Source organism: Paenibacillus sp. GD4 (assembly GCF_030846225.1).
GTDB lineage: Bacteria > Bacillota > Bacilli > Paenibacillales > NBRC-103111 > Paenibacillus_G > Paenibacillus_G silviterrae.
Map to the genome: position 1 here is coordinate 1,470,097 of NZ_JAVCYK010000001.1, position 24,843 is coordinate 1,494,939.

Annotated in this window: 24 protein-coding genes and 1 riboswitch; of the genes, 9 read left to right on the plus strand and 15 right to left on the minus strand. The window is 56.9% G+C overall.

Features of this window, described 5'->3' with window-relative positions; all coding sequences use genetic code 11:
• Positions 1-93 precede the first annotated feature (93 nt).
• The 4 genes from RAC89_RS06995 to RAC89_RS07010 all read left to right on the plus strand — a co-directional run bounded on the left by RAC89_RS06995 (position 94) and on the right by RAC89_RS07010 (position 2,943).
• Entirely contained in the window at positions 94-1,227 is a 1,134-nt protein-coding gene (locus tag RAC89_RS06995) for an NADH-dependent flavin oxidoreductase (protein ID WP_306612655.1), read from the plus strand.
• A 171-nt stretch (positions 1,228-1,398) separates the two neighbouring features.
• Positions 1,399-2,175, plus strand: coding sequence for a sugar phosphate isomerase/epimerase (locus RAC89_RS07000; protein WP_306612656.1), 777 nt, complete (start codon positions 1,399-1,401; stop codon positions 2,173-2,175).
• Between the two features lie 26 nt (positions 2,176-2,201).
• Positions 2,202-2,327: a hypothetical protein gene (locus RAC89_RS07005; protein WP_306612658.1), complete on the plus strand. Its 126-nt coding sequence runs from the start codon at positions 2,202-2,204 to the stop codon at positions 2,325-2,327.
• Complete coding sequence (locus tag RAC89_RS07010) at positions 2,311-2,943, plus strand: pyridoxamine 5'-phosphate oxidase family protein (RefSeq protein WP_306612660.1); 633 nt, start codon at positions 2,311-2,313, stop codon at positions 2,941-2,943. Before RAC89_RS07005 ends, RAC89_RS07010 begins: the two co-directional genes overlap by 17 nt.
• On the opposite strand, the gene RAC89_RS07015 is transcribed toward RAC89_RS07010, so the two are convergent.
• The 11 genes from RAC89_RS07015 to RAC89_RS07065 are packed head-to-tail and all read right to left on the minus strand — an operon-like array spanning position 2,935 to position 14,107.
• Entirely contained in the window at positions 2,935-4,341 is a 1,407-nt protein-coding gene (locus tag RAC89_RS07015; RefSeq protein WP_306612662.1) for a cobyrinic acid a,c-diamide synthase CobB, read from the minus strand. The two genes, RAC89_RS07010 and RAC89_RS07015, sit on opposite strands and share 9 nt — an antisense overlap.
• 18 nt (positions 4,342-4,359) lie before the next feature.
• The gene (locus RAC89_RS07020) at positions 4,360-5,514 is read right to left on the minus strand and encodes a cobalt-precorrin 5A hydrolase (RefSeq protein ID WP_306612663.1); all 1,155 of its coding nucleotides are present in this window, start codon (positions 5,512-5,514) and stop codon (positions 4,360-4,362) included.
• The gene (gene cobM, locus RAC89_RS07025; protein WP_306612666.1) at positions 5,514-6,290 is read right to left on the minus strand and encodes a precorrin-4 C(11)-methyltransferase; all 777 of its coding nucleotides are present in this window, start codon (positions 6,288-6,290) and stop codon (positions 5,514-5,516) included. The genes RAC89_RS07020 and cobM overlap by 1 nt, the downstream gene beginning before the upstream one ends.
• Positions 6,287-6,997, minus strand: a complete 711-nt coding sequence (cobI, locus tag RAC89_RS07030) for a precorrin-2 C(20)-methyltransferase (RefSeq protein WP_306612668.1) — start codon at positions 6,995-6,997, stop codon at positions 6,287-6,289. The genes cobM and cobI overlap by 4 nt, the downstream gene beginning before the upstream one ends.
• Complete coding sequence (gene cbiE / locus RAC89_RS07035) at positions 6,994-8,229, minus strand: precorrin-6y C5,15-methyltransferase (decarboxylating) subunit CbiE (RefSeq protein ID WP_306612670.1); 1,236 nt, start codon at positions 8,227-8,229, stop codon at positions 6,994-6,996. The genes cobI and cbiE overlap by 4 nt, the downstream gene beginning before the upstream one ends.
• A 6-nt stretch (positions 8,230-8,235) precedes the next feature.
• Positions 8,236-9,372 carry a cobalt-precorrin-5B (C(1))-methyltransferase gene (locus RAC89_RS07040; protein ID WP_306612672.1) on the minus strand — a complete coding sequence of 379 codons (1,137 nt, stop codon included), beginning with the start codon at positions 9,370-9,372 and terminating at the stop codon, positions 8,236-8,238.
• 14 nt (positions 9,373-9,386) lie between these two features.
• Positions 9,387-10,031 (minus strand): precorrin-8X methylmutase, encoded by a 645-nt coding sequence (locus tag RAC89_RS07045; RefSeq protein ID WP_306612675.1) that lies wholly within the window; start codon positions 10,029-10,031, stop codon positions 9,387-9,389.
• Positions 10,032-10,033: 2 nt separating this feature from the next.
• A complete protein-coding gene (gene cobK, locus RAC89_RS07050; protein ID WP_306612676.1) occupies positions 10,034-10,816 on the minus strand; it encodes a precorrin-6A reductase in 783 nt (260 codons plus the stop codon).
• The gene (locus tag RAC89_RS07055; RefSeq protein ID WP_306612677.1) at positions 10,816-11,751 is read right to left on the minus strand and encodes a sirohydrochlorin chelatase; all 936 of its coding nucleotides are present in this window, start codon (positions 11,749-11,751) and stop codon (positions 10,816-10,818) included. The genes cobK and RAC89_RS07055 overlap by 1 nt, the downstream gene beginning before the upstream one ends.
• A 37-nt stretch (positions 11,752-11,788) precedes the next feature.
• Positions 11,789-13,390: a precorrin-3B C(17)-methyltransferase gene (gene cobJ, locus RAC89_RS07060; protein WP_306612678.1), complete on the minus strand. Its 1,602-nt coding sequence runs from the start codon at positions 13,388-13,390 to the stop codon at positions 11,789-11,791.
• A 27-nt stretch (positions 13,391-13,417) separates the two neighbouring features.
• Positions 13,418-14,107 (minus strand): HoxN/HupN/NixA family nickel/cobalt transporter, encoded by a 690-nt coding sequence (locus RAC89_RS07065; RefSeq protein ID WP_306612679.1) that lies wholly within the window; start codon positions 14,105-14,107, stop codon positions 13,418-13,420.
• Positions 14,108-14,348: 241 nt separating this feature from the next.
• Positions 14,349-14,559: riboswitch (cobalamin riboswitch) on the minus strand.
• A 148-nt stretch (positions 14,560-14,707) separates the two neighbouring features.
• On the opposite strand from RAC89_RS07065, the gene RAC89_RS07070 reads away from it, so the two are divergent.
• Both RAC89_RS07070 and RAC89_RS07075 read left to right on the plus strand, forming a co-directional pair.
• Positions 14,708-16,408, plus strand: coding sequence for a methyl-accepting chemotaxis protein (locus RAC89_RS07070; protein WP_306612681.1), 1,701 nt, complete (start codon positions 14,708-14,710; stop codon positions 16,406-16,408).
• Between the two features lie 77 nt (positions 16,409-16,485).
• Positions 16,486-16,623: a hypothetical protein gene (locus RAC89_RS07075; RefSeq protein ID WP_284641490.1), complete on the plus strand. Its 138-nt coding sequence runs from the start codon at positions 16,486-16,488 to the stop codon at positions 16,621-16,623.
• 38 nt (positions 16,624-16,661) lie between these two features.
• Here RAC89_RS07075 and RAC89_RS07080 read toward each other — a convergent pair whose 3' ends face one another.
• Complete coding sequence (locus tag RAC89_RS07080) at positions 16,662-17,573, minus strand: DMT family transporter (RefSeq protein WP_306612682.1); 912 nt, start codon at positions 17,571-17,573, stop codon at positions 16,662-16,664.
• A 328-nt stretch (positions 17,574-17,901) separates the two neighbouring features.
• Here RAC89_RS07080 and RAC89_RS07085 point away from each other — a divergent pair, with 328 nt between their 5' ends.
• Complete coding sequence (locus tag RAC89_RS07085) at positions 17,902-18,765, plus strand: putative RNA methyltransferase (protein WP_373430007.1); 864 nt, start codon at positions 17,902-17,904, stop codon at positions 18,763-18,765.
• A gap of 172 nt (positions 18,766-18,937) precedes the next feature.
• Here RAC89_RS07085 and RAC89_RS07090 read toward each other — a convergent pair whose 3' ends face one another.
• Entirely contained in the window at positions 18,938-20,098 is a 1,161-nt protein-coding gene (locus RAC89_RS07090) for an ROK family transcriptional regulator (RefSeq protein ID WP_306612684.1), read from the minus strand.
• 195 nt (positions 20,099-20,293) lie between these two features.
• Between RAC89_RS07090 and xylA the strand changes: the two genes are divergently transcribed.
• On the plus strand, positions 20,294-21,610 hold the full coding sequence (xylA, locus tag RAC89_RS07095; RefSeq protein WP_306612685.1) for a xylose isomerase: 1,317 nt from the start codon (positions 20,294-20,296) through the stop codon (positions 21,608-21,610).
• Between the two features lie 199 nt (positions 21,611-21,809).
• Positions 21,810-22,904: a glycoside hydrolase family 88/105 protein gene (locus RAC89_RS07100; protein ID WP_373430008.1), complete on the plus strand. Its 1,095-nt coding sequence runs from the start codon at positions 21,810-21,812 to the stop codon at positions 22,902-22,904.
• A gap of 184 nt (positions 22,905-23,088) precedes the next feature.
• On the opposite strand, the gene RAC89_RS07105 is transcribed toward RAC89_RS07100, so the two are convergent.
• Complete coding sequence (locus RAC89_RS07105) at positions 23,089-23,688, minus strand: response regulator transcription factor (RefSeq protein ID WP_306612688.1); 600 nt, start codon at positions 23,686-23,688, stop codon at positions 23,089-23,091.
• A complete protein-coding gene (locus RAC89_RS07110; protein WP_284641508.1) occupies positions 23,685-24,824 on the minus strand; it encodes a sensor histidine kinase in 1,140 nt (379 codons plus the stop codon). The genes RAC89_RS07105 and RAC89_RS07110 overlap by 4 nt, the downstream gene beginning before the upstream one ends.
• Between the last annotated feature and the right edge of the window lie 19 nt (positions 24,825-24,843).

Sequence of the window (24,843 nt, forward strand, 5' to 3'; positions counted from 1 at the left end):
ATCAGTTGTGCCGTATCATGAAAATGCTGGCAAAAGCAAATGCTAACCAGTGGCTTACACACTTATATACTCATTCGGATGGAGGAACATGAAATGAACAGTAAATACAATCCCTTGTTTCAATCTATGAAGCTGAAGAGCGGAATCGAGCTGAAAAACCGTATCGTTATGGCTCCGATGACTAACTTCTCTTCCGACGAGGAGGGTCACGTAACGGATGCGGAGGTAAGCTATTACGCCCGCCGCTCTTCCGGCCCCGGCATGGTCATAACGGCGTGCACCTACGTCACTCCGAACGGCAAAGGCTTCCCGGGCGAGTTCGGAGGCGACCGCGACGACCTTCTGCCCAGCCTGAAGCGTCTGGCAGCTGCAATCCAAGACAAGGGAGCCAAGGCTGTACTCCAAATCTTCCACGGCGGACGTGAGGCTCCAAGCGCTCTAGTACCCGGGGGGGACGTTGTTAGCGCAAGTGCAGTTGCCTCGGAGAAAGAAGGCAGCCTTCTCCCGCGCGCTCTAACGGAGCAAGAAATCCTGGACATCATTCGCGCTTTCGGCGAAACGACCCGAAGGGCCATCGAAGCCGGCTATGACGGCGTTGAAATTCACGGAGCAAACGGTTATTTGATCCACCAATTTTTCTCCCCGCATTCGAACCGCCGTGACGACCGCTGGGGCGGCAGCCTGGAGAAGCGCATGGCCTTCCCTCTTGCCGTTGTCGAAGAAGTAAAGCGTGTTGTGGCCGAGCATGCCAAACAGCCGTTCCTGATCGGCTACCGTTTTTCGCCGGAGGAAGAATCGACGCCGGGCTTCACCATGTCCGAGACGCTGGAGCTGGTGGACGCCTTGGCGGATCAAGAGCTCGATTACCTGCACGTTTCGCTGATGGACTTCTGGTCGAAACCGCGCCGCGGCGTGGATACGAGCAAAACACGGGTTGAATGGCTGCAGGAGAAGATTGCGGGTAGAACGCCACTGATCGGCGTCGGGTCCCTGCATACGGCTGACGATGCCCTGAAGGCGCTTGAGGCCGGGGTTCCGCTTGTTGCTCTCGGACGCGAGCTCATCATGGAGCCGGACTGGGTGCAGAAGGTAACGGAAGGCCGTGAAGCCGACATTTACACGACTGTGAGTCCGCAGGATCAGGAGCGCCTCGTTGTTCCGGATCCGCTGTGGCAGGCGATCATGAACTCTCCGGGCTGGTTTCCTGTCGTTACTCAGACGAAATAATTGTACTGATTGAGGCCGGCCTAGTCCGGCCTTATCTTTGTTCTATAATTAACCAGTGTTTAGTTAAAGGTAAAGCCCAATCTCTTCCTGCCGTTATTTTTCACACAAAAAAATCCAGCCATTGTATAATAAAGCTCATACCCGACTAAACCCGCCAATGGAGGGCAGCCGATGAAGAATCGATTTGTGATCGGACAGCACGGAGCATTCGACCGAAGAAAGGATGCGCGGGACTTTCGCGACGGCTTCTGGGGCGTGGAGGCTTGCCTGTTCGGCTCGGAGGAGGATACCCGGCAGCTGCTGCAGGAATCGGAAAGACGCGGATTCCGGATCGGCGTTCATTTTCCCTTCCGTTCGGGCTTATCCAAGCTGCGCGACGCTCCGGTTGTTGCCCAAGAGGACGCCATCCGGCAAGAAGCCTACGAGATCATTCAACAGGAGCTGGACTATCTTACCCGAATAAAGCCCGATTATATCTTATTTCATTATCCCAAACCGGTGATTCTGGACGATCGGGTGGATTGGAGCCGTTGGCGGTTTGCCGATCCGCTGGAATATGTGTATGAAAGTCAATATTCTTACGAGGAGCTGGCCCGGAACACGGAGCGGCTGTTTCAATGGCTTTCCGAGAAAAGTGAAACGTATCGTTTCGTCCCTGTGCTCGAATTCGATGCTTTGAATCGGTACGTATATGAAACCGGCTTCCTCACGGAGCTGCAGCAGAAGTATCCCCGAATCCGATTGTGCCTCGATACGGGCAGGCTTTATTTGCAAGAACGGCTGGACCCTTTTTTCGACGCCAAAAACGTGCTTCGTACTTATGCCCGATTCGCCTATACGGTGCACTTGTGGAATGTCCGTGTCGGTGACAACGTTACGCACAACCATTATCCAGCATTGCCGGAATTAGATCCTGCCGACGGCTGGCGCCTATTGAAGAATACTTAACTATCATTATGGAGGAAAACGACCGAGTGAACATCGTGTTCGAGCACAGGTCGGACCTGATCAGCGACGAACAGCTTGAGCAGTGTTATGCCTGGGTTGAAGGAATCATGAAACGGAGAGGCGGCGGTATGACAGATGGATGCCTTGTTTAAAGAGACGGTACGTTCCGAAGAGGAGCTGCATGCATTATGCGGCTTTCCTAATGAGATTGTGAACCACAAAACCATCTCGCGGATTGATCGGCACTGCCGTGATTTCATATCGAGATCGCCTATCGTCTTCGTTGCCACGAGCGATGCTTCCGGCAGCTGCGATGTGTCCCCTCGGGGGGATCAGGCGGGTTTTGTCCATGTAATCGACGAAAAGCATCTCCTCATTCCGGAGCGGCCCGGCAACCGGCGATTCGATACGCTCAAGAACCTTTTGCAAAATCCGGGGATCGGTTTGATCTTTCTCATCCCGGGGCTGGAGGAAACGCTGCGGGTCAACGGGCGGGCTTGCATCGTGAAGGACCCTGAGCTGCTTGAGCCTTTGGAGGCGTTCGGCAAGCGCCCTGTTCTTGGGATCGGCGTCGAAGCGGAGGAGTGCTACATCCATTGTGCCAAGGCTTTGAAAAGATCCCGCCTATGGGAGCCCCCCACATGGCCTGAGAAGGAATCGCTGCCCAAACCCGCGGCCATCATTGCGGATCACGCGAAAAAGCTCGGAAAGACCGAGGGTCAGGTTGCAGCGGCCATGCAGGAAAGCTATGAAAAGCGATTATATTAAATGGTTGGCGATTTCTCTGCAGCGGTCCAGCCAGCGCTTCGGAAGCGCCGGATTCGAGCCGAAGTGCAGATGGGTGTAGCCCGCTACGATGTTATACAGGAGGCTTCCCTCCGCCTTCGAGCCGCGCAGCCCCTTCGTTTCATAAGCAGGGGGCGGCGGCTCCGTCTCGTCCGGTACATACACCGAATAATGAAACTCATGGCCTCGCGCCTGTTCCCCGGCCGGCAGCAGGAAGTTCCCGGGTCCCCCGGTCACCTCGCGGTAGCCGAGCGCCGCCAGCTTATTCTGCATGCGCACATGCCCCGGCAGGATGCCCAGCATCGGGTAACGGTTTCCCTCGCGATCCTCAATCGCTTCGGTCAAGAACATAAAGCCGCCGCATTCCGCCAGGCAAGGCAAACCATCCTTCAGCGCCTCTCGAATCGAGGTGAACACCTCCTCTTTGCCGCTGAGCGTCCCGGCGAATTCCTCGGGGAAGCCGCCTCCCAGATACAGGCCTTGCGCCTGTGGAGGAAGCGACTCCCCTGCTAACGGGGAGAAATACAGCAGCTCCGCACCGGAGGCCTCCAGCAGCTCCAGATTTTCCGGGTAATAAAAATGGAAGGCAGCATCCTTCGCAACGGCGATCGGGACTCGGGATGCGGACATCGCTCCCCCCGAGGCAAACAAGGCCGGCTCGGCGTGAACCGGCTCCGATAGAGCCAGCTGCCACAGCATATCCAGGTCAGTCGTAGCGGTCAAGCGATCGGCTAACAGCGAGAACAACCCGTCCAGCTCCCCGCGCTCAATGGACGGAACCAGCCCCAAATGCCGCTCCGGCACCTCGGCCCCTTCCTCTCTCAGCAGATAACCTACTACCGGAATGCCGCATTCCTGCTCGATGGCTTCCTTCACGATGCGGTAGTGTCCTTCGCTTCCGACCTTGTTGGCGAAAACGCCGACAATCTTCGCCCTTGGCTCCAGCACCTGGAAGCCCTTCACAATCGCCGCAGCGCTTCTCGCCATGCTTTGGCAATTGACCACCAGCAGCACCGGCGCATCCAGCAGCATGGCGATATCGGCCGTGCTTCCCTCGTTCGAACGAGGGTTCTTCCCGTCATAGAAGCCCATGACGCCCTCTATGATGCTGATCTGCGCCTCCGAAGAGGAGACAGCCCTGCAGAAAATTTCCTTCACCGCATCCTTGCCCAGCATCCAGCTGTCCAAATTCCGCGAAGGAATTCCCGTCACCGCGGTGTGATATGTCGGATCAATATAATCCGGTCCGCACTTGAAGCCTTGCACTCTCCACCCGCGACGCTGCAAGGCGGCCATTAATCCGATGGTCACCGTCGTTTTTCCCGCCCCGCTCCCGGTCCCGGCAATCACCAGTCTGCGGGTATGCTCTGCTGTTCCCATGAAGACGCTCTTCTCCTTCTATTTACCTTCAAAGTGTAGTAACCCTACGGATAAGGTGACGTTGCCGGACTTCTTTTTTGTAACTGCCAGCCGGTCCGTCCCCGTGTAACGCTTCACCGCCGGTTCACTGACCCCGTAAGCCCCGGTAAACCGGAACACGGTCTCCGACGGGGCTTCTATGGCAATTTCGTTCAGCTCTGCGGGAGTATAGGCAATGAGCTGCCAGCCGTACTTGGCCGCAAGCTGCAGCAGCCCTTCCTCATCCTTCTTGATGTCTATAGTACATAGCGCTTTCACACTTTGCAACGAATAGCGAAGCTCGTCCATCGTTTCGCGGATGACCTGCTCCAGCTCCTCGGCGGAGGTGCCGCGGTTACAGCCGATTCCCAGCGCGATGACCTTCGGGCGGAACAGCACTCCGTTGCTAAGGATATGTTCCTCAGACGGCTCCAGCAGCCGGTGGGTGACGACCAAAGCGGCCTGCGGTTCAGCAGCTAAAGCCTCCTGAACGCTGCGATACACCCCGATATGCGAAGGCAGCGGCGTATCATAGATCCACCAGCCCGGCTCGCCCGACTCCTGTACGACGGCCACCCGTTCCTCGTTCACAACCGAGGCGCTGACAGGGGTCAGCTTCTCGTCCGACTCCCACACCCAGCCGAAGCGCCGGCCGAACAAATCCACAGCAATCGTCCCCTGTACATCGGAGGCTGTGGTAAGCACCGGCCTTGCTCCCAGCGCCGCCGCCACCTCGCGGGTCAGTTCGTTCGCTCCGCCCAGATGACCGGACAGGACGCTGATGACATGCTCACCCTTATCGTCAATGACAATGATTCCGGGGTCCTTCTTCTTATCGACGAGAAGCGGTGCGATCATGCGAACGACGGCTCCAAGCGAGATGATGCAGATGATTCCCTTATACGCGGGAAAAAGGGCAGGAAAGAGCAGCCGCACGCTGCCCTCGAACAGCTGAATGCCCTTCTCTCCCTCGTCCCCCCGCCTGAATTTGTTCATGTAATAGAGATCGACATGCGCAAAGCCGGCATGCAGCCTTCTTGCCAGCTCCACCCCATGCTTGGTGATGGCAACCACGGCATAGTCACCTTGCCTGTGCAAGGCAGGGATGACGCCTTCCTCCAACTGAATCATCTCCTGTGCAGATACGGAGGACATCAATCCTTCACTCCCCTGCGGTACCCGTGGGTAAACGTGCGGTCATACAGCTTGGAGCGGTAGGCATCCTGTTCATGAATGTCAGGGTCGAGAGCCCAGCCTGCCAAAATCATCGCATGCGAGCGAATCCCGTTCACCCGCATGTCTTCGTCCAGGCGTTCGAGCGTTGTGCGGACGATGACCTGATCCGGCCAGGTTGCCTTTTGAACGACGGCTACGGGAGTTTGCGGGCTCCACCCCGCCTCGGTGAGTTCCTTTACCACCTTCTTCGTTAGTGCGGCGCTTAGAAACAAGGCAAGCGTGCAGTGGTGCCCGGCGAGGTCTTTGAGCTGCTCCTTGTCCGGAACCGGCGTTCGTCCCTCCGCTCTCGTCAGGATTAACGTTTGGGTCAGCTCGGGAATCGTCAGCTCGGCACCCACGGCCGCCGCAGCGGCAAAGACGGAGCTTACCCCCGGAACGATTTCGATGGAAATGCCTTCCTTCTTGAGAAGGGCGGCCTGCTCCATCACCGCTCCGAAAACCGCCGGATCGCCGGTATGCACGCGTACGACACGCTTGCCCGCCTTTACCCGTTCGGCCATGAGCTGCACCATTTCCTCCAGCGACATGCCGGCGCTTTTCAAGATTTCGGCCTCGGGCTTGGCCTTCGCAATCAGCTCGTCATTGACTAGCGAGTCCGTATACAGGACGACATCGGCTTCCTGAAGGAGGCGCAGTCCTTTCACGGTAATTAAATCCGGATCGCCGGGTCCCGCCCCGATGATATGTATTTTCATTTTCTCACCACCATCAGTGTTAAATATTCCAGCGGCTGGCCTTCCAGCTCCTCGACGTTCAGCCAAACCTGCTCCTCCGAGGAGGTGACCTTCGTAAGCACAGCGGCCTTACGGGTTATTTGAAGATCGCGAAGCACGTGAAGCATAAGATCCATCACCTTCGCCACCTTGATAAACACGACGCAGTCATGCTGCTCGATGGCATAACGCATAGCGCTGTAATCCTCAGTGGCAGGGACGATCGCTACTTGTTCGTCTCCGTCCGCAAGCGGAACGCCCAATCGGGAGGCCGCCGCATTCACGGAGGAGATCCCCGGAATCGAGACAAGCGCAGCTTCCGGATGCCGCTCCTTCATCAACCGCATGAGATGGACAAAGGTGCTGTACAGCATCGGATCGCCCTCCGTCACGAAGGCAACATCCTTCCCTGCCTGCATATGGGCCCACACGATCTCCACGGTCTTTGTCCACTGAAGCTCCAGCGCCTCCTTATCCTTCGTCATCGGGAAGGTAAGGCCGAGCATCTCCTTTTGCGACGTGTCCACGTAAAGCTCGACGATGCCGAGGGCATAGCTTTTGGCTCCCATTTTTTTGCGGGGGTAGGCGATGACAGGCGATTCCTTCAGCAGGCGGAATGCCTTAACCGTGATGAGCTCCGGGTCACCCGGTCCGACTCCCAGGCCATAGAGTGTGCCTAAACGGTTCATTCTTGGAACGTCCCTTCTTTCTTCGACGTAGTTTCCGCGCGTCTTGCGGTGATGATATAGACGGGATTGAGCCCCTCGAACCGGTTCATCCCGAGGATCGGCTTGCTTCTTGCCAGCTGGGATAGCAGAATCGACGTCTCATAGCCGTTGCTTCCGAAAGCCTGTACCGCCTCATGCAGATTCTCAATCGTCGCTGCGTTCAAGACGATCGAGCCCTGCGGCCGCAGCCGGGAGCAGACCACCTGCAGCAGCTCCCGCAGCTCTCCCCCGCTCCCGCCTATGAACACCGCATCGGGATCGGGGAATGCATCCAGCCCCTCCGGCGCTTTGCTGTGCAGGAACGTGATGTCCGTCCTGAATTTCCGGGCGTTATCCATGGCGTTCGCCAGGTCGGCCTCGTTCTTCTCAACCGCAAATACCCGCCCTTCCCGCGCCATCCGGGCCGCTTCAATGGCAACGGACCCCGTGCAGGTACCGATGTCCCACACCATGCTGTCAGGCCGAAGGTTCAGGCCGGCTAAGCTTAAGATGCGAACCTCGCGCTTCGTAATGAGTCCCTTATCCGGCTTGCGCTGCGCGAATTCCTCGTCCGGGATGCCCAAGGACCAGTGGGGAGCCTCCGACATTTTGCGAAGGATGACCACGTTGAGCGGCGAGAAGGAAGCATCTTGCAGCTCCTCCAGCGAGTACCAGCCGGTCCGTTCGTTCGGGCCGCCGAGGTTCTCCGCTACAAAAGCCCGATATTCCGACATGCCGTAGGAGAGCAGATACCTGGCAATGACCCCGGGTGTGTTCGTGTCATCCGTAAGGAGCGCCGCCTTGTCCTTGCCGTCCAGCCGCTGGGCGAGCCCTTGCAGGCTTCGGCCATGCACGCTCGCGAGGTAGGCGTCCTGCCACGACTCCCCTATCCGGGCAAAAGCCAGCTGCAGCGAGCTGACCGCCGGGTAGATCTCCACGGGAAGCTTCCCGGCCAAGTAACCGCCGATCCCGTAAAATAACGGATCCCCCGAGGCCAGGACGACGACGCTCCGGGATTCGCTGCGAAGCCGTGCCGTCGTGTCCGCAAGTCCTCCCTGGAGCGTGATTCGCTCGCCTGGATAGTCCGGGAAACATGCGAGCTGGCGTTCGCCTCCGACCAGCACCTCGCTTTCCCGGATCCACTTCGCGTACTGGGGCGGCAATCCGGCTGCCCCCTCGTCCCCGAGGCCGATGATTTTGATGCGATGGCTCATGGTGCGTTAATCCTCCCTTTGCTTGTCTGCCGGTTCGCCGGTCCATTCAGCCCGGCCCAGCAGAGTGCCTTTCATTGAAATGATCACCGTTTCGATCTCCATGCCGCCTTGAATCTCCGCATAGCCATGACGGCAGCAGCTTTCACACAGCTTGCTGAAGAAGCCGGTGTTTCCTTGCTCCTGCATCCAGTCACCGACCAATGCGGCGGTATTCGCTCCGAGAATCGCCTGCACGGTCTCCGGGGATGCGCCGGCCTCCTCCGCCGTACGGGACAAAAATCCAAAATCGACCGGCGCGCTTTTGGAGTGCACCATCATCACGCCCTGCGCGACCTTGGAGAACTTGCCCATCATGCCAACCAGCGTAGCCTTGCGTATGCCTTGCCTGCGGCACTGCTGGAGAGCAAAGCCGACGAAATCGCCCATCTCGACGAAGGCCTCCTCAGGAAGGTTCGGATACATCTGCATGCCGTACGATTCGCTGCGGCCGCCGGTGGACAGAACGACATGGCTGCAGCCCCCCTTAACCGCCACGCGTATCGCTTGGGCTACACTGGCCTTATAGGCGGCGGTTGAGAATGGAACCACAATGCCCCGTGTGCCGAGTATGGATATGCCTCCCAGGATGCCGAGCCGGGCGTTCAGCGTTTTCTTCGCGATCTGCTCGCCGTCGGGGACGGATACGATGATTCGAACGCCCCGCCCGCTCATTTCGTACCGGTTTAGGACATCCTCTGCAGCCTCCCGCAGCATCCGTCTCGGAACCGGATTGATCGCAGCCTGGCCTACCTCCACGGGAAGCCCCGGCTTGGTCACTCTTCCGACGCCGATGCCGCCGTCGATCTCGACCCCCGGCTTCTCCGACCAATACACCTCGCTAATGATCCTGGCCCCATGCGTTGCGTCCGGATCATCGCCCCCGTCCTTGATTACCTCGGCCAAGCCGCGGGAGGGGTCATATTCGCAGCGTGCGAGCTCGAACGTCACCTCCAGCCCCGCGGGGATCCGGATCGTGGAGGCCGTTTGGTTCTCCTGCTCGATCAGCGCGATAAGCGCCGCCTTCGCCGCCGCCGTCGCACAGGCTCCCGTAGTGTAGCCGTGGCGGAGAGGCTTCCCTTCATCCGGCTGCTCCTTCTTAAGCATGAGTGTCCCCCCTGCTACTTCACTGCCAGTAAGGAAAGTGCATTGACTGCCGCTACGGCAACCGGGCTGCCGCCCTTCCTGCCGATATTGGTAATGAAGGGAATATCCAGCTTGAGCAGCTCATCCTTGGACTCCGCCGCCGAGACGAAGCCGACCGGTACGCCGACGATCAGGCTCGGCTTGGCTTCGCCCTCCTTCACCATGCGGATCAGCTCCAGCAGCGCCGTCGGCGCGTTGCCGATGGCATAGATGGCCCCGTCGGCTTCGCGGGCGGCCTTGCGCATGGAGATGATCGCTCTCGTTGTATTCAGCCGCTTGGCTTCCTCCATCACATCGCTGTCCGAAATGTACACCTTCACCTCGCCGCCGAATTGGGCCAATCTCGGCTTGCTGATACCGACCTGCACCATCTGCACATCCGCTACGACAATGCGTCCGCTGCGAATGGCTTCCACCCCCGCCCTTATCGCATTCGGATGAAAGCGCAGGCTGCGGCCCAGCTCGAAGTCGGCCGACGCATGAATGACCCGTTGGACGACCGGATACTGCTCCTCGGTAAAATCATGCGCTCCAAGCTCCTCCGTAATCATCTCGAAGCTTCGTTCCTCAATTTCCTGCGGCTGTACCGTCAGCGGCTTAAACTCCGTATGAAAATCCATTCTCACTGCGCCTCCCATCGGCTTCTATGGTTGTCCAGCTCCTCCAACAGGCCATCGAAGGAGGAGAATACAGCTCCGTATTCGATATCCGGACGCCCGATCACGATGGTTTCGATGCCCATTTCCATCGCCGCCTGCAGCTTTTCGTCGACGGCCCCCTCCTTGCCGCTCTCCTTCGTAATCATGAGCGTCACGCCGAAGTGCCGGTATAACGCCTGATTCAGCTCCTTGGAAAAAGGCCCCTGCATCGCAACGATGTTGCGCTGCGGCAGCCCCAGCTCCTCGCACTTCTCCATGTTGTCCTTCCGGGGCAGCATTCTCGCGATAAGCGTCGTAGCCTCCAAGCCTAGCAGGCGTTTGGCGAAAATGTGCAGCGTTTTGCTTCCTGTCGTCAGCATGATCACGCCTCTTCTGCTTGCCGCCAGCTCCGCCGCCTGCTCGTAGTCGACCGCCATCGTGAGCAGCGGATGCTTCCCGATGTCGCCTCCGGCCCGCTCGTACCGCAGATACGGGACCCCGGCCGTCTCCGCCGCTGCCTTGGCATTGCGGGAAGCTTCCTCAGCGAACGGATGGCTCGCATCGACCACTGCCTTCATGCCGTTATCGCGTATCAGCGCCGCCATTTCCTCGGCCTGGAGGCGCCCCACCCGCACCGGCAGCTCGACCTCACGCATGCTTTGAGCTGCGCTCTCCGTGACAACGGTCGTCAGGAGCGGGTACTCCGCCTGCCGAAGGCGAAGCGCCAGCTCTCTGGCATCGCCGGTTCCTGCTAAGACCAGAAGCATCAGGATACCTCCTCTTTCCCGGAAATGCGGCCGTGCGCATGTTCATGCGAATCGTCATGGTCGTGGTGGTGATGATCGTGGCTGTGATCATGATGATGGTGATCGTGGTCGTGATCGTGATGATGATGGCCGTGATGCTTTGCCGCCTCGATTCGGTACACGCACATATCGCAGCTCATCTTCACTTCACCAAGCAGCGCCTCCTGTACCCGCTCCAGCAGAATGGACCGAAGCAGCGGGTGAAAGCCGAAGTACTCGGCAAGCTCAAAACGAACGCCCGGATGCAGAGCCGCATACTCCTGAGCCAGCCCCTCCATCCGCTTGATCAGGACGCCGGTAAACAGGAAGTAAGGCAAGATCATTACCCGCTTCGCCCCGAGCCGCAAGCAGCGCTCTACGCCCTCCTCCACAAGCGGCGACGTAACGCCGATAAAGGCCGGCTCCACCCATTTCACGCGCATTCGCTCCCACAGGAGCCGCGATATTTTGTACAAATCGCTGTTCGCATCCGCATCGCTGCTCCCGCGGCCTACCAGCAGAATAGCCGTATCCTCCGCCTCCTGCCTCACGTGCATGCCCGCCGCCTCCAGCCTGGAGGCCAGAATCTCCAGCACCTGCTCGTGCACGCCGACAGGCCGTGCGTATGTAAAGCGGACACTCGGATAATGCCGCTTCGCTTCGTCGATCATCGCCGGAATGTGCAGCTTCGCATGCCCCGCCGAGAAAAGCATGATCGGAATCACCACGATGTGCGTAGCACCGCGCTCGACACAGCGTTCGATGCCTGCTCCGACCGTAGGCGGCTCGAATTCAAGAAAGCACGTCTCGACGATCGGCTGACCCGTACGCTCCCCGATCGACTCGACGAAGGCTCGAACCTCGTCGTTTCCTTCCGAATCACGGCTTCCGTGTCCCACAAATAAAACAGCGTTCATTCCCGCTCCTCCTCTTGCTCATTGTCCAAACAAAGCCTTAATCGCCGCAGGCCGCATTCTCGATCCGGGCTATTTGCGGTGCTTCATAGCGATACCCTTCCACTTCCTTCACCCGGCTAAAATATTTATGGAACCGCTCGTTCGGATGTCCCTGCTGCGCATAGGTCCGGACGATCCGTTCCACGGTTTCGACCAGCTGCTCCGGCGTCAGCCCTTCCGCCACCGGCTGGGCCGCATGAGCATTGCGGCCTACGGTCTTAGCGCCGAGGAATAAGTCGAACCTCTCCTTGCGGTACACAATGCCGATATCTTCCTTGACCGCCCCGTAGCAGGCCATGCCGCAGCCGTTGAAGCCGAGCTTCAGCTCCTTCGGTACTCGCTGCCCGCCGATTCGGCGCTGCAGTTCTTCCAGCTGAGGGACGGATTCCGCCTTCTCCATGTCGCAAAAATCGCACGCCTTCACCTGTACCACGTCCCCCGCCGGCTCCAGCAGCAGCCCCTCCGCCGTCAGCCGTTCCTTGACTCGCTCAGGCTCGTCCGTTGCGAGCCTCACGAGCAGACGGTGATGCGGGGTATACTCCAGCGTCCCCTGGTCCCCGACCAACTTGGCCAAGGCCACCAGCTGCGACGCGGACAGCTTCTTGTTCGCCAGCCCGGGGCTCACATAGAACTCAAGAATCTGTTCCTGCCGGAACAGCGCCGGTGCAGTAGACGCCCGAGCTGTATCCACCCGCTGCAGCGCTTCAAGCGCAAGCTCGAGCGTCGGCAGGCGTACTTCTCCACCGCGCGGTTCTTGGCTTATCGCAGCCTCCAATGACCAAGGCTCCGCCTTCACTTGCAGCCGTTCGCTCGGCCGAAGGGGCTGTACTTCCGCATTCAGAGTATATTTGCGTTGGTACCCGCGCGGGGTGATCATGAGCCCCTCGTACACAACGGTCGTGGAGTTCCCGATAATAACCGTGGTTAGCATGCCGATGTCGTGCTCCAGCATGCCGCCCAACGTAGTCAGTACGACTTCCTCGCGGTCGCGGTATGCGCTCTTTACGATCCCGACCGGCGTTTCCGGCGGCCGATGCCGCAGCACAATCGCCTGCGTCTCCACAATCTGCCGTGTCCTTCGGCCGCTCCGAGGGTTGTACAGTGCGATGACAAAGTCCGCCGCCGCCGCTGCCTCCACCCTTTTTCGAATCGTCTCCCAAGGGGTCAAATGATCGCTTAAGCTGATCGTGCATGCGTCATGCATGACGGGAGCTCCTAACAGGGAAGCCGTCGAGTTGATCGCCGATATGCCCGGGATGATCTCCACCTCTACGCCGTCTCCGCGCCGCCAGCCCTTTTCCATCAGCACCTCGTAGACCAGACCCGCCATCCCGTACACACCTGCATCCCCGCTGGAAATGACGGCTACCTTCTTCCCGGCCTCCGCTTGCCGAACCGCCTCCTGAGCTCTGCTCACCTCTTCGGTCATCCCGGTTCGCACCACCTGCTGGTGGCTTAGCAGCCCGCGGATCAAATCAACATACGTGTTATAGCCGATGATGACATCACTTTCTTGAATCGCTTCGCGCGCCCGCTTCGTAATATGCTCGAAGCTGCCCGGTCCGAAGCCGATGACAAGCAGCTTTCCTTGATCTTTCATCCTGAACCGCTCCCTTCTTCAACGCCGCTATCCGTTCCAAAGCATCGAGCCGCCTAAATACAAGCTGTACCCGCCGGTCAGCAAGCCAAGCCCCAGCAGCACCTTGCGGTACAGCCGGACCATCGTGAAGCCCCATGAAGCAAAGAGCGTGATGAGCGCTGTTGCCGCAAGCAGTCCTACCGTAAACAGTATGATTTGCAGTGCGGCTCCGGCTATATCGCTAAGACTCGCTGCGGAGGAAATCAACGCGACCTGCGTCGGCGTTTCGGCCCCAATCCCGTGAAGTATGCCTATGACAAAAGCTCCCGCCAATCCGTACCGCTTCAGACTTGCCTCCGTCCGTTCCCTGCGTCCCGTCAGCTTCCGGATGATACCCTCTACGAGCTTTAACCGGCTTATGTAGACACCCTCCCGCCGCTGCTTAATCGTGGCGGCCACAAGCACCAAGCCGAGGATCACCAGGCTGACGCCGACGAGCGATTCCATCGTGCCGAGCAGCGACTCGGGCAAGCTGGAGCCTGCATATAAGACAAGCAAACCTACCGCCAGAACAATCAATCCGTGCCCTAGTGCATACGTCAGTCCCAAACCTACCATTCGTCGAAACTTACCTGTTTCCGTACCAACCATATCCGCAATCGCTGCAATATGATCGGAGTCGAACCCGTGCCGAAGCCCGAGAATCACCATCGTTAAGGGAACCATCACCATCTCCATGCTTTCCAGCCTCCGTTTTTATTCAAAAATGCTGATACAACAAAAAAGGCATCCTCCGATGGAAGATGCCCGAACCTCGTACGTGATTTCTTCCAGCTCCCCTAAGCCCTGTCCGGCTCCATACGTCCCATTGACGTAATAAGCCAAACCAAAGCATAGAGAAAAGCTGTACAGCTGCCCCGTAAGCGCGTTCGACACCCCCTATCCGCGTAGGTTATTTGTTGGCCCGTTCGGCCAATTCGGTGACTTAACAACGCAGGCAGGTCTCCTGACTTGCGGATCGTCGCTTCTCTGCGGCCTTCCCATCGACCTAGGTCGACAGTGACACCAAAATGCAGATCGGCTCCTCGCTTACAGTGGCGGGACCGTGCCGGAATTACACCGGCTTCCCTTTTAAGACAGACGGCATCATGTATTGCCTGCAGCCTGTCACCTACGCTTCGAACCTATGAAATTGAAAGTCTAGTTATGATAGCATGATCCCTCGGCAGCTGTCTACCACCATTTACCTGTGTAAATATTTTACATAAAATTCAAGTTCAAATGATAGAATTCCGATATAGATAACGGTTTTTTATTTTACATACAAGGATGATGTCGATGCGTTGGACTGTTAGTGTCAAGCTGGTCGTTGGGTTTGTGGGGATGCTGCTCATCACCCTAGCGACAGGACTATTCTCATTGAATCGGATGGACTATATCCAGATTCGCTCCGAACGGCCCGTAACCATATGGCTTCCGGGTATCCAGCTGATGCATGAGGTGAATTACAGCACGGAGCACGTAACCAATCTGCTGTATCAGCATAAGGAAGAGCAGGACCCCGGCAGGATCAAGGCTCTGGAGGAACAAATCGCTGCCGGCTATGACCGGATCGATGCCGCGTTGAAGCAGTATAGCGACCGTGTATCGACGGAAGAGGAAGCGGCTGACTTTAAAGTGGTACAAAACCACTGGGCGGAATTCATGAAGAATACCCAGAAAACGCTGGTGGCCAACAAAGCGAAAAACGCGGCCGAATCCAACTATTTAATATCCAACGGTCAAAAAATATTCAATCAAATGCAGCCTCATATACAAGCTCTGATTGAATTCAATCGCAGGGGCTCGGAGATTTCCGCCATGGAAGCCTATCAAGCTCATGAAGAAAGCGACCGCATGATTTATAGCAGTATCGCCTTTGGGATTCTTATTACCGCCGCGATTAGCTACTTTTTCTTAATCCGGCTGGCCCGTCCGCTTCGGGAGGTAACCCAAGGGATCGTACAGGTCGCTGCGGGCAAGCTTCACCTCGAGCCGGTGCAGGCGAAAAGCAAGGATGAGGTGGGCGACCTTTGCGAAGCCTTAAACCGAATGGCCGGCCAGCTGAAAAGCACCATTGCGAGATCAGCCGAAGCCTCCGATAGCGTCGCCGCTCTTTCCAAGGAGCTGTCGAACGGCGCTTCCCAAACGACCGCCTCCGCTCTGCAAATTTCCTCTTCGATTGAAGAGGTCGCATCCGGTGCGCAGGAGCAGACGGCCGCCACCGAGGAAACCGCCCGGGCCATGGAAGAGATGGCCGCGGCGATCGGTAAAATTTCCGAAACCGCTGCAGGCATGGCGGCCCAATCCATGGAGACGACACAGGGAGCAGTACAAGGAGTTCAAGCGATCAGCGAGGTGGAGCGGCAGATGAAGGCGATTGCCGATGCCTCCGATGCCACTTTGCAGTCCATTCAAGCGCTGGGACAGCGATCGGAGGAGATTAGCGGCATTTTGTCCTTAATCAACGACATTGCTTATCAAACGAACCTGCTGGCTCTGAACGCTTCGATAGAAGCGGCTCGCGCCGGAGAGCATGGCAAGGGCTTCGCCGTAGTAGCCGGGGAAGTCAAGAAGCTTTCCGCCCAGTCTGAGGCATCTGTGAAACGGATTCGCGGGCTGATTGTACATATGCAGGAAGGAGCGGCAGCGGCTGTGGAGGCGATGGAAGGCGTCAGCCGCCAAGTGACGGCCGGTCTGGAGCTGACGGGGGAATCCGGCAGAAGCTTTCAGCAGATTGCCCGCTCTGTCGAGCAGCTGAACAGGGATATTCAGGAAGTGTCGGCCGCTTCGCAGCAAATCGCTGCGGGCACCGAAGAAGTATCCGCTTCCGTTGCGGCAACGGCCGGCATCGCCCGCTCGTCCAGCAGCAACGCCCAGAGTGTGGCAGCCGCCTCGGAGGAGCAGCTTGCTTCCATGGAGCAAATCTCGCAGAACGCGGCTCAGCTGGCCGAGCTTGCCGAGGAACTCAAAGCATCGATCCGTCATTTTCAGCTCTAATCCGCAAAATTGACATAGGACAACGCCTTTTCGACATAGGCTCTTAAGTATACTACCTTAGGCGAGAGGTGATCAGAGTGACCAAAGAATCAATGACGCTCGGCCAATTCCTGGAGCGTACGGCAAAGACGGCACGCAGCCGCAGACCGGTTTGGCTGATGCGAATTCCCGGCGGCAAGAAAACGTTCCGTGTCATTCGTTATTTGTTTCATTAAAAACAAAAAGCTTAGTTTAGAAGGCGTAAGCTCTCTAACTAAGCTTTTTGTTTGTGCTGGACCGCTCGAATGGCACGGTTCGCCAAGTAGACGCCGGAGACGATTAGAGCCGCGCCGAGCAGATGATACCAGCGGATGGTCTCCTCGGTGAAGGCGGTAGCGAACAAAGCGCTGAAGAGCGGAATCAGGTTGAGGAAGCCCGAGCAGCGCTGCGGACCGATCAGCTCGATCGCCCGGTTCCACGACAGGAAAGCCACGATCGAAGCGAATAGGCCGATGTAGAGCAATCCGGCTCCGAGGGAGGGACTCCAGTGTATGTCCGGAGTGCGAATAAGCAGCTCTGCTGCCGAAATGGGGAGCAGGAGCAGTAACGCAACGGCGATCTGTGCAAAAAGCAGCGGCGTAGCCGGGAATCGCCCGGCCGCCTTCTTCATGCCGACGGAATATAAGGACCAGCAAAGCACCGCTAGCAGCATCCAGAGATCTCCCCGGTTGAAGGTAAGGCCAAGTACGGCATCCAGGCTGCCGCGTCCGATGATCCATGCTACCCCTGCAATGGAAACCGCGATGCCGGGTAAGGCCGACCAAGCTATGCTTTCTTTGAGTACGAAGGATGATAGGATAAGCACGAAAATCGGGGTCGCCGCATTCATCAAGGAGGCGTTGATGGAGCCCGTATACTGCACCGCTACATACGTAAGGCTGTTAAAGCCGACCACTCCCGTTACGGATAAAAACACGAGCATCCTCCAATGCCTCAGCCATTCGGATCGCATCGCCCAGGTCATCTTCCCGAAAAACGGGAGCAGGCACAGAAAGGCGATTCCCCAGCGTACGGCAGCCATGGTCAAGGGCGGCATCAGAGTGACCAGCGCCTTTCCCGCGACAAAATTGCCTCCCCATATACAGGTTGCCAGCACTAACAATAGATACGGTGAATTTCGAAGCATAGGTCATCCGGCTCCTTCCTGCCTCGCAGCCGCGCTGCAGGCGTGTAGCTTCCAGCATACCACAGGAAGCCTCCAGGCGGAATACGCTTCGGCGAAATGGGACAGGCGCCGGTTACTGTGCTATAATAAACTGGCTTTGCAAAATTGTCGTTAGGAGTATTGCCGCCATGATCATCCAATTCATTCGGTACAGGTAATGGAAGGTGCAGGTCAGCGGCCCCATCCGTTTTTTTAATTGCGGCTTGAGGGTTTATTTGACTGCGCCTTTTTTCATTCACCGAATCCGAATGAATGGGGTGTATTTATTGTGTCCAACAACAAAAGCCAGGTGAGCTTTATTGACCTCCTGGCTCATCATAGCGGGGTTTTACGTTGCCCCTTATGCTTAGGTCCGATGCGTACAGTCGAATCGCGCAGTATCGTTTGCGGGAGCCGGCACTGCTTTGATATCTCGAAGCTGGGGTACGTCAATCTACTGAATCGAAGCATGCAATCCAAATATGATAAGCGTCTGTTTGACTCCAGAAGAAGGATGGCTGTGAGCGGCTTCTTTGAGCCGCTGAACCAAGCCTTAGTCGAGGGCATCCGCGGCAGGCATTCGCCTGGGCAGCCCCTTACGATCCTGGATGCCGGATGCGGAGAGGGCTCGCTTTTATCCGGCATCCGTATGAAGCTGGAGCAAGATCTTTGCCATCCGCCGCTCGCCGTCGGAATCGATCTCTCGAAGGAGGGTATCAGCCTGGCGGCCGCGGAATATAAAGGCGCGATGTGGTTTGTTGCCGATATCGCGAATTGTCCTTTTGCGTCTCGACAGTTTCATTTTGTTCTAAATGTGCTTTCACCCGCCAATTATACGGAATTTCAAAGAATCGCCGCTGCGGGCGGAACAGTGCTCAAGGTCATTCCCGGCAGCGAATACCTGATGGAGCTTAGAGATTTGCTGTACAAAGGCTCCGCTAGGAAAACCTATTCGAACGATCATACCCTCGCCCAATTTCAAAAGTATTTTGAACGGACCGAGGTGAAACGCGTTCGCTATCGCGTGAGCTTGAACCCTTCGCTGCTCGACTCCTTAGTTGACATGACGCCCCTGTCCTGGGGGGTTACGGAGCAGCAGCGGCAAAAAGCTCTGCAGCTTTGCGGGACAGCGATAACGGTGGATTTCATGGTCTTGTTGGGTCAATCATTATAGGTTTGCTTTGCGGTAACTCGTCGTAAAGCACAAGGACCGCTCTCTCCGGATGGAGAAGGGCGGTCCTATCTTTTAACGGCACGGAGGGGCGCTATCTCCGAGCTGATAGTCCTCATCACGGCGGCGGCGTGGGGTTAACGGCACGCGGGGACGCTATTTCACACGACCTCCCCTACTCCGCTGTCGCCCCGGCAAAAAAGCGAGAGATCGAGAGCGAGCATACGCCCAGCACGGTAGACCTCATACCAAGGCTGGAGAACTGCACTTTAAGCGATGCTCTCGGATACGGGAGCGAGCGGCTTTCGATCACTTCCCGGATCGGCTCCTTTAGCCAAGCCTCCGCTGTGGCGAGCCGTCCTCCGATCACAATCGATTCAGGATTAAAACCATTAATGATGTTAACCATTCCGATTCCTAAATATCGGCCGAGCCTGCCGAAGGCTTCTATTGCCGCGGGCTCTCCATCCGACGCCAGCTGCAGCAGTGCATCCACTTTGACGCCGGGGATCGCATTGCGAGCATCCTCCACAAGCGCCTTCTCCGAGGCATACAGCTCCCAGCAGCCTGCGTTCCCGCAGCGGCACGGCTTGCCGTTATGCTCGATCGTTACATGTCCGAGCTCGCCGGAAAACCCGGTGGAGCCGCGGAACAGCTCACCCTTGATCAGAATGCCCGTGCCGATCCCGCTGCCGATACTGACATACACGAGGAAGCTCGAGTCCTGCGCCGCCCCGAAGCGCTGCTCCCCGACAGCACCGGCGTTCGCTTCATTCTCGATCACGACCGGCAAGCCGAATTCCTCCTCGATCCGCTGCTGCAGAGGCACATTCTCCCAGCCGAGATTCGGCGCGAACAGCACATTCCCCTCTTCATCGCTGATCCCCGGGATGCCGATGCCGATGCCGACGACGCCGTAGCGGCAATCCGGCACGCGTCCAGCCACCTCCCGAATGCCCGCCTTCACCGCACCGATCACCGCATCGACCGACTCATTCTCATGCTTTGAGCGAGACTCCTCCACCACATTACCGTTCAAATCCGTCAGCACCGCCAGTACATAATCGGTCCCCAGATCGACTCCAACCACATAGCCTGCGGTCGCATCGAAAACCAGCATCACCGGCTTGCGCCCCCCGCTTGAGGCACCCTCCCCGATCTCTCGGACCAGCCCGCTCTCAATCCATTCCGCCACCAGACTCGACACCGTTGCCTTCGTCAGTCCGGTCAGCTCGGCAATTCGCGCGCGCGAGATCGGTGAATCAAATCGGATATGATTCAGCACGATCGATTTATTCATACGTTTTACTAAAGTTAAATCCCCGGTTTGCTTCATTCTGCTGCCTCCGACCCTCTGCCAATCATTCTTCTTTCGATTCTAGCATGAATCGACATCACTTTGCACGAACTAAGTTTGTTTAATCAATTTACAAAGTAATCAAAGCATGCTATCATGGGATTTGTAAGCGTTTCGTCCGCGGCGATCGGGCTGCGGAACGGTCATCATTCATTTTATCCGGAGGGATGCTCTGTGAGTTATTTTGGCAACGTTTCGAAGATTCAATTTGAAGGCAGACAATCGACCAACCCGCTTTCCTTTAAGTACTACAACCCGGACCAAGTCGTTCTTGGCAAAAGCATGCGCGAGCACCTTCGCTTCGCTGTTGCTTACTGGCACGCATTCACAGGCTCCGGCTCCGACCCGTTCGGCGCGGGCACAGCGATCCGCGATTGGGATAAATTTTCCGGCATGGACCTCGCCAAGGCGCGCGTAGAAGCATGCTTCGAGCTGTTGAACATTCTGGATGTCGACTACTTCGCCTTCCATGACCGTGATATCGCTCCTGAAGGCGATACGCTGCAAGAGACGAACAAGAACCTCGACGCCATCGTCGCTTTAATTAAAGACAACATGAAGGCATCGGGCAAGAAGCTGCTCTGGAATACAGCCAACATGTTCTCCAACCCGCGCTTCGTGCACGGGGCATCGACTTCCAACAACGCAGACGTATTCGCCTACGCAGCGGCGCAGGTGAAGAAGGCGCTCGAGCACGGTAAAGAGCTGGGCGCAGAAAACTATGTATTCTGGGGCGGCCGCGAAGGTTACGAAACGCTGCTGAATACGGATCTTGGCCTTGAGCTTGACAACCTGGCCCGCTTCCTGCACATGGCGGTTGACTACGCGAAGGAAATCGGCTTCGACGCCCAATTCCTAATCGAGCCGAAGCCGAAGGAGCCTTCGAAGCATCAGTACGATTTTGACGCGGCTACTACGCTTTCGTTCCTGCGCCAATACGATCTGCTGCCTTACTTCAAGCTGAATATCGAAGCGAACCACGCGACACTCGCAGGTCATACCTTCGAGCACGAGCTCCGTGTATCCCGTATTAACGGAGTGCTCGGCTCCATCGACGCCAACCAAGGCGACATGCTGCTCGGCTGGGATACCGATGAGTTCCCGACGGATCTGTACTCCACGACGCTGGCCATGTACGAGATCTTGCTTAACGAAGGCGGCATCGGCCGCGGCGGTGTAAACTTCGATGCGAAGGTTCGCCGTACGTCCTTCGAGCCGATCGACGTCGTTTACGCGCATATTGCCGGTATGGATGCTTTTGCAAGAGGGCTGCAGGTTGCCGCCAAGCTGATCGAGGACCGCGTATTCGAGCAAATTCTCGATACACGCTACGCTTCCTACAAGTCCGGCATCGGGGCGGACATCGTATCCGGCAAGGCGAACTTCAAGACACTTGAGGCTTACGCGCTGCAAAACAACCCAATCGTCAACCAATCCGGCCGACTGGAATTGATCAAAGCAACATTGAATCAATACATCAGCAACGTATAATTCGAAACGATTCTGCCGTCCTTCCAGCGAAGGGCGGCTTCTTATTTTCGCAGAGTAACCGGGATAATCATCTCATTTGAAGTTGCGCAAAGTGATCAGCGGAGCATTGTATTCCCAATAATGGATACGATAACATGATGGTATACAGATCCTTTGGGAGGGAACATTCTTGACTACGAATAAGCCATGGTCATCCATTATGTCCGAATCCTTCATGCAGCAGTATCCGCTCGTATCGGACATGCCTTTTCAGAAAAGACGCTGCTGGAACTACGAGAACGGTACGATCCTGACAGCCTTCGAACGGATGTGGCGCCGCACGGGGGACGACAAATATCTCCGTTATATTCAGGAGAACAACGACCTGTTCATTCAAGAGGACGGCTCCATCGCGACTTACGAGCTGAACGAATACAATGTAGACATGATCAATCAAGGGAAGTCCCTATTCGTGCTTTACGCGGAAACCGGCAAGGAAAAGTATCGTAAAGCGATCGAGCTGCTTGTGACACAAATGAAAAGTCATCCCCGCACCAGTGAAGGCGGACTGTGGCATAAGAAAATTTATCCGTTCCAAATGTGGCTGGACGGCGTCTATATGACCTCTCCATTGCTGGCTCAGTACGCGCATACCTTCGGTGACCACCACTGGTATGACGATGTAGCCAACGAAATCATTCTCATGGAGCGCGTCTCCCGCGATCCTCGCACCGGTCTGCTCTATCACGGCTGGGATGAGAGCAAGGAAGAGCGCTGGGCGGACTCCGTAACCGGTCTGTCGCCGCATTTCTGGGGACGCGCCTTAGGCTGGTACGTAATGGCTATCGTTGATGTGCTTGACTTCCTGCCGCTGGATCATCCGAAGCGCGGCCTCATCATCGGCATCTTCTACCGTCTGTCGGAAGCGATTGTAAAATTCCAGGATGAAGAAAGCGGCCTCTGGTATCAAGTGGTAGATCAAGGGCACCGCAAAGGCAACTACCTGGAGGCATCCTGCTCGTCCATGTTCACCTGTGCGCTGGCCAAAGGCGCCAATAAGGGCTATCTTGGCGGCTGGGCGCTGAACGCGGCCCGCAAAGCGCATCAGGGCTTGCTGGACCGCTACGTCGAGAAGGACGAGGACGGATCGATGCATCTGAACGGCATCTGCAGCGTAGCCGGTCTCGGCAACAAGCCGTACCGCGACGGCTCCTTCGAATATTACATCAGTGAACCGATTCGCCGTGACGATCCGAAGGGCTTCGCCCCATTCGTCATGGCATGCCTGGAAATCGAAGAAGCGGAAGGAAAGTAAGAACGAAATCAAGGAGAAGGAAGCCCTACATGCCCTTAGCTTGTAGAGACTCAGTCTCCTTTGTTATTCGCAGCGTTGGATCGGCAATTGAAGCGGCTTCACCTGCCCGGGCCGTCCCGTCTCGCCTCTGAAGAGTAAAAAAAACCGGAGCCCGTGCCCAACGAATGGACACTTGCTCCGGTTTTTACTTAAACCAGCCTTTTTCGGTAAACCGCTTGATCGCCTCAACCCGGTTGGTCACATCCAGTTTGTCGAGGATCACGGAAATATAGTTGCGCACCGTCCCCGTCGTGAGATACAGTTGCCTTGCGATTTCCTTCGTATTCTTGCCGTCGGCCATCAGCCCGAGAACCTCTCGCTCCCGCTCCGTCAGCGGGTTCTCCTCGGCGTAAGCGTCATCGACAAGCTCGGGAGCGAAAATGCGCCGTCCGGCCATGATGCTGCGGATGGAGCTGGCCAGCTCCTCGCTCGGGCTATCCTTCAGCAGGTAGCCGTGGGCCCCCGCGCGAAGCGCCCGTTCGAAATAGCCAGGGCGGGCGAAGGTCGTCAGGATCATCACTTTGCAGCCGGATCCGCGCAGCTCCTCGGCCGCATCCAGTCCGCTCTTGGCCGGCATCTCGATATCCATGATGCAAATATCCGGTTTCAGCTGCTTCACCAGCTTGACCGCCTCTTCTCCGTTCGCGGCACGTCCCACGACCGTCATATCGGGCTCCAGCTCCAGCAAGGATGCGAGAGCGCCGAGCAGCATGCGCTGATCCTCCGCAATTACGATACGTATCATAAGGTGCCTGCCTCCTTATCCTGTGCCTGATGCACATTCGGTACGGTAATGGTAACGGTCGTCCCGTTATCCCCGGCAATCTCCATACATCCGTTTACGAACTCCAGCCGTTCTCTCATTCCTCGCAATCCGTTGCCCCGAAAACAAACGGTCTCTCCGGCAATACCTACCCCGTTGTCCTTCACCCGCAAAACGAGCTCCTTCGCAGAAGGCTGAATGACGACGGAGCATTCGGAAGCCTGGCTGTGCTTCACCACGTTGGTGATCGCTTCCTTCAGACACATGCTGAGTACATTCTCCGTCATCAGCGACGTGCTAAGCAGCTGAGGGTCTCCGTCAAGCGTGAATTCAATGTCCGCAGCCTTGAGAATCTGCTTAACGCGGAACATTTCATCCTCCAGCCGGGTACCGCGCATCTGGGTCACCATCTCCCTGACCTCCTTGAGCGCAATACGGGCGGTCTGGCGAATCTCGTCCAGCTCATGCTGTGCCCCGCTCGGGTTCATAGTCAGAAGCTTGCCCGCCAAATCACTCTTCAGCCCGATGAGCGAAAGCTTCTGGCCTAGTGTATCGTGCAAATCCCGGGCGATCCTCTGCCGCTCCTCCAGCTTCACCAGCTCGGAGATTCGTTTGTTCGCATCCTCCAGCTGGCCCTGCAGCTTATCCCTTTTATTTCGCGAATAGGTTGTGAAGGGAAGAAGAATCACGGCGATCAAGCAGACCAGAACAAAGGGAAGCTGGGTAATGAATACGGACGTTTGCTTGACAAACCCCACATTGATCGTGACGAAGGTGCTGACTAGGTGAATGGAATAAAGCGTGAAGAAGGCGACGCGATTCTGAATGTTCCCGATAAAAAACGCCAGAAACAAGGAAAAATACACGTATCCGAACAACAAAGTCATCGCAATCGAGATCAGCACCTGCACGCCGGTCCAGAAATAAACGAGCCAGCCGCGGGATACGAAGGATAAGACATAACATATGAAAAATAAAATAATCATGGCAATTCCGCTCGCAATCTCATAGGGAGACGACGAGCGGAAGATGAAGTAGAACGGTAAAATATAGAACACAACCCACACATATGGGCTTAGGCCGGTGCTTCGCTGAAAAATTTGATACCATTTTTGCATGGCGGTCCATCCTTTTCCG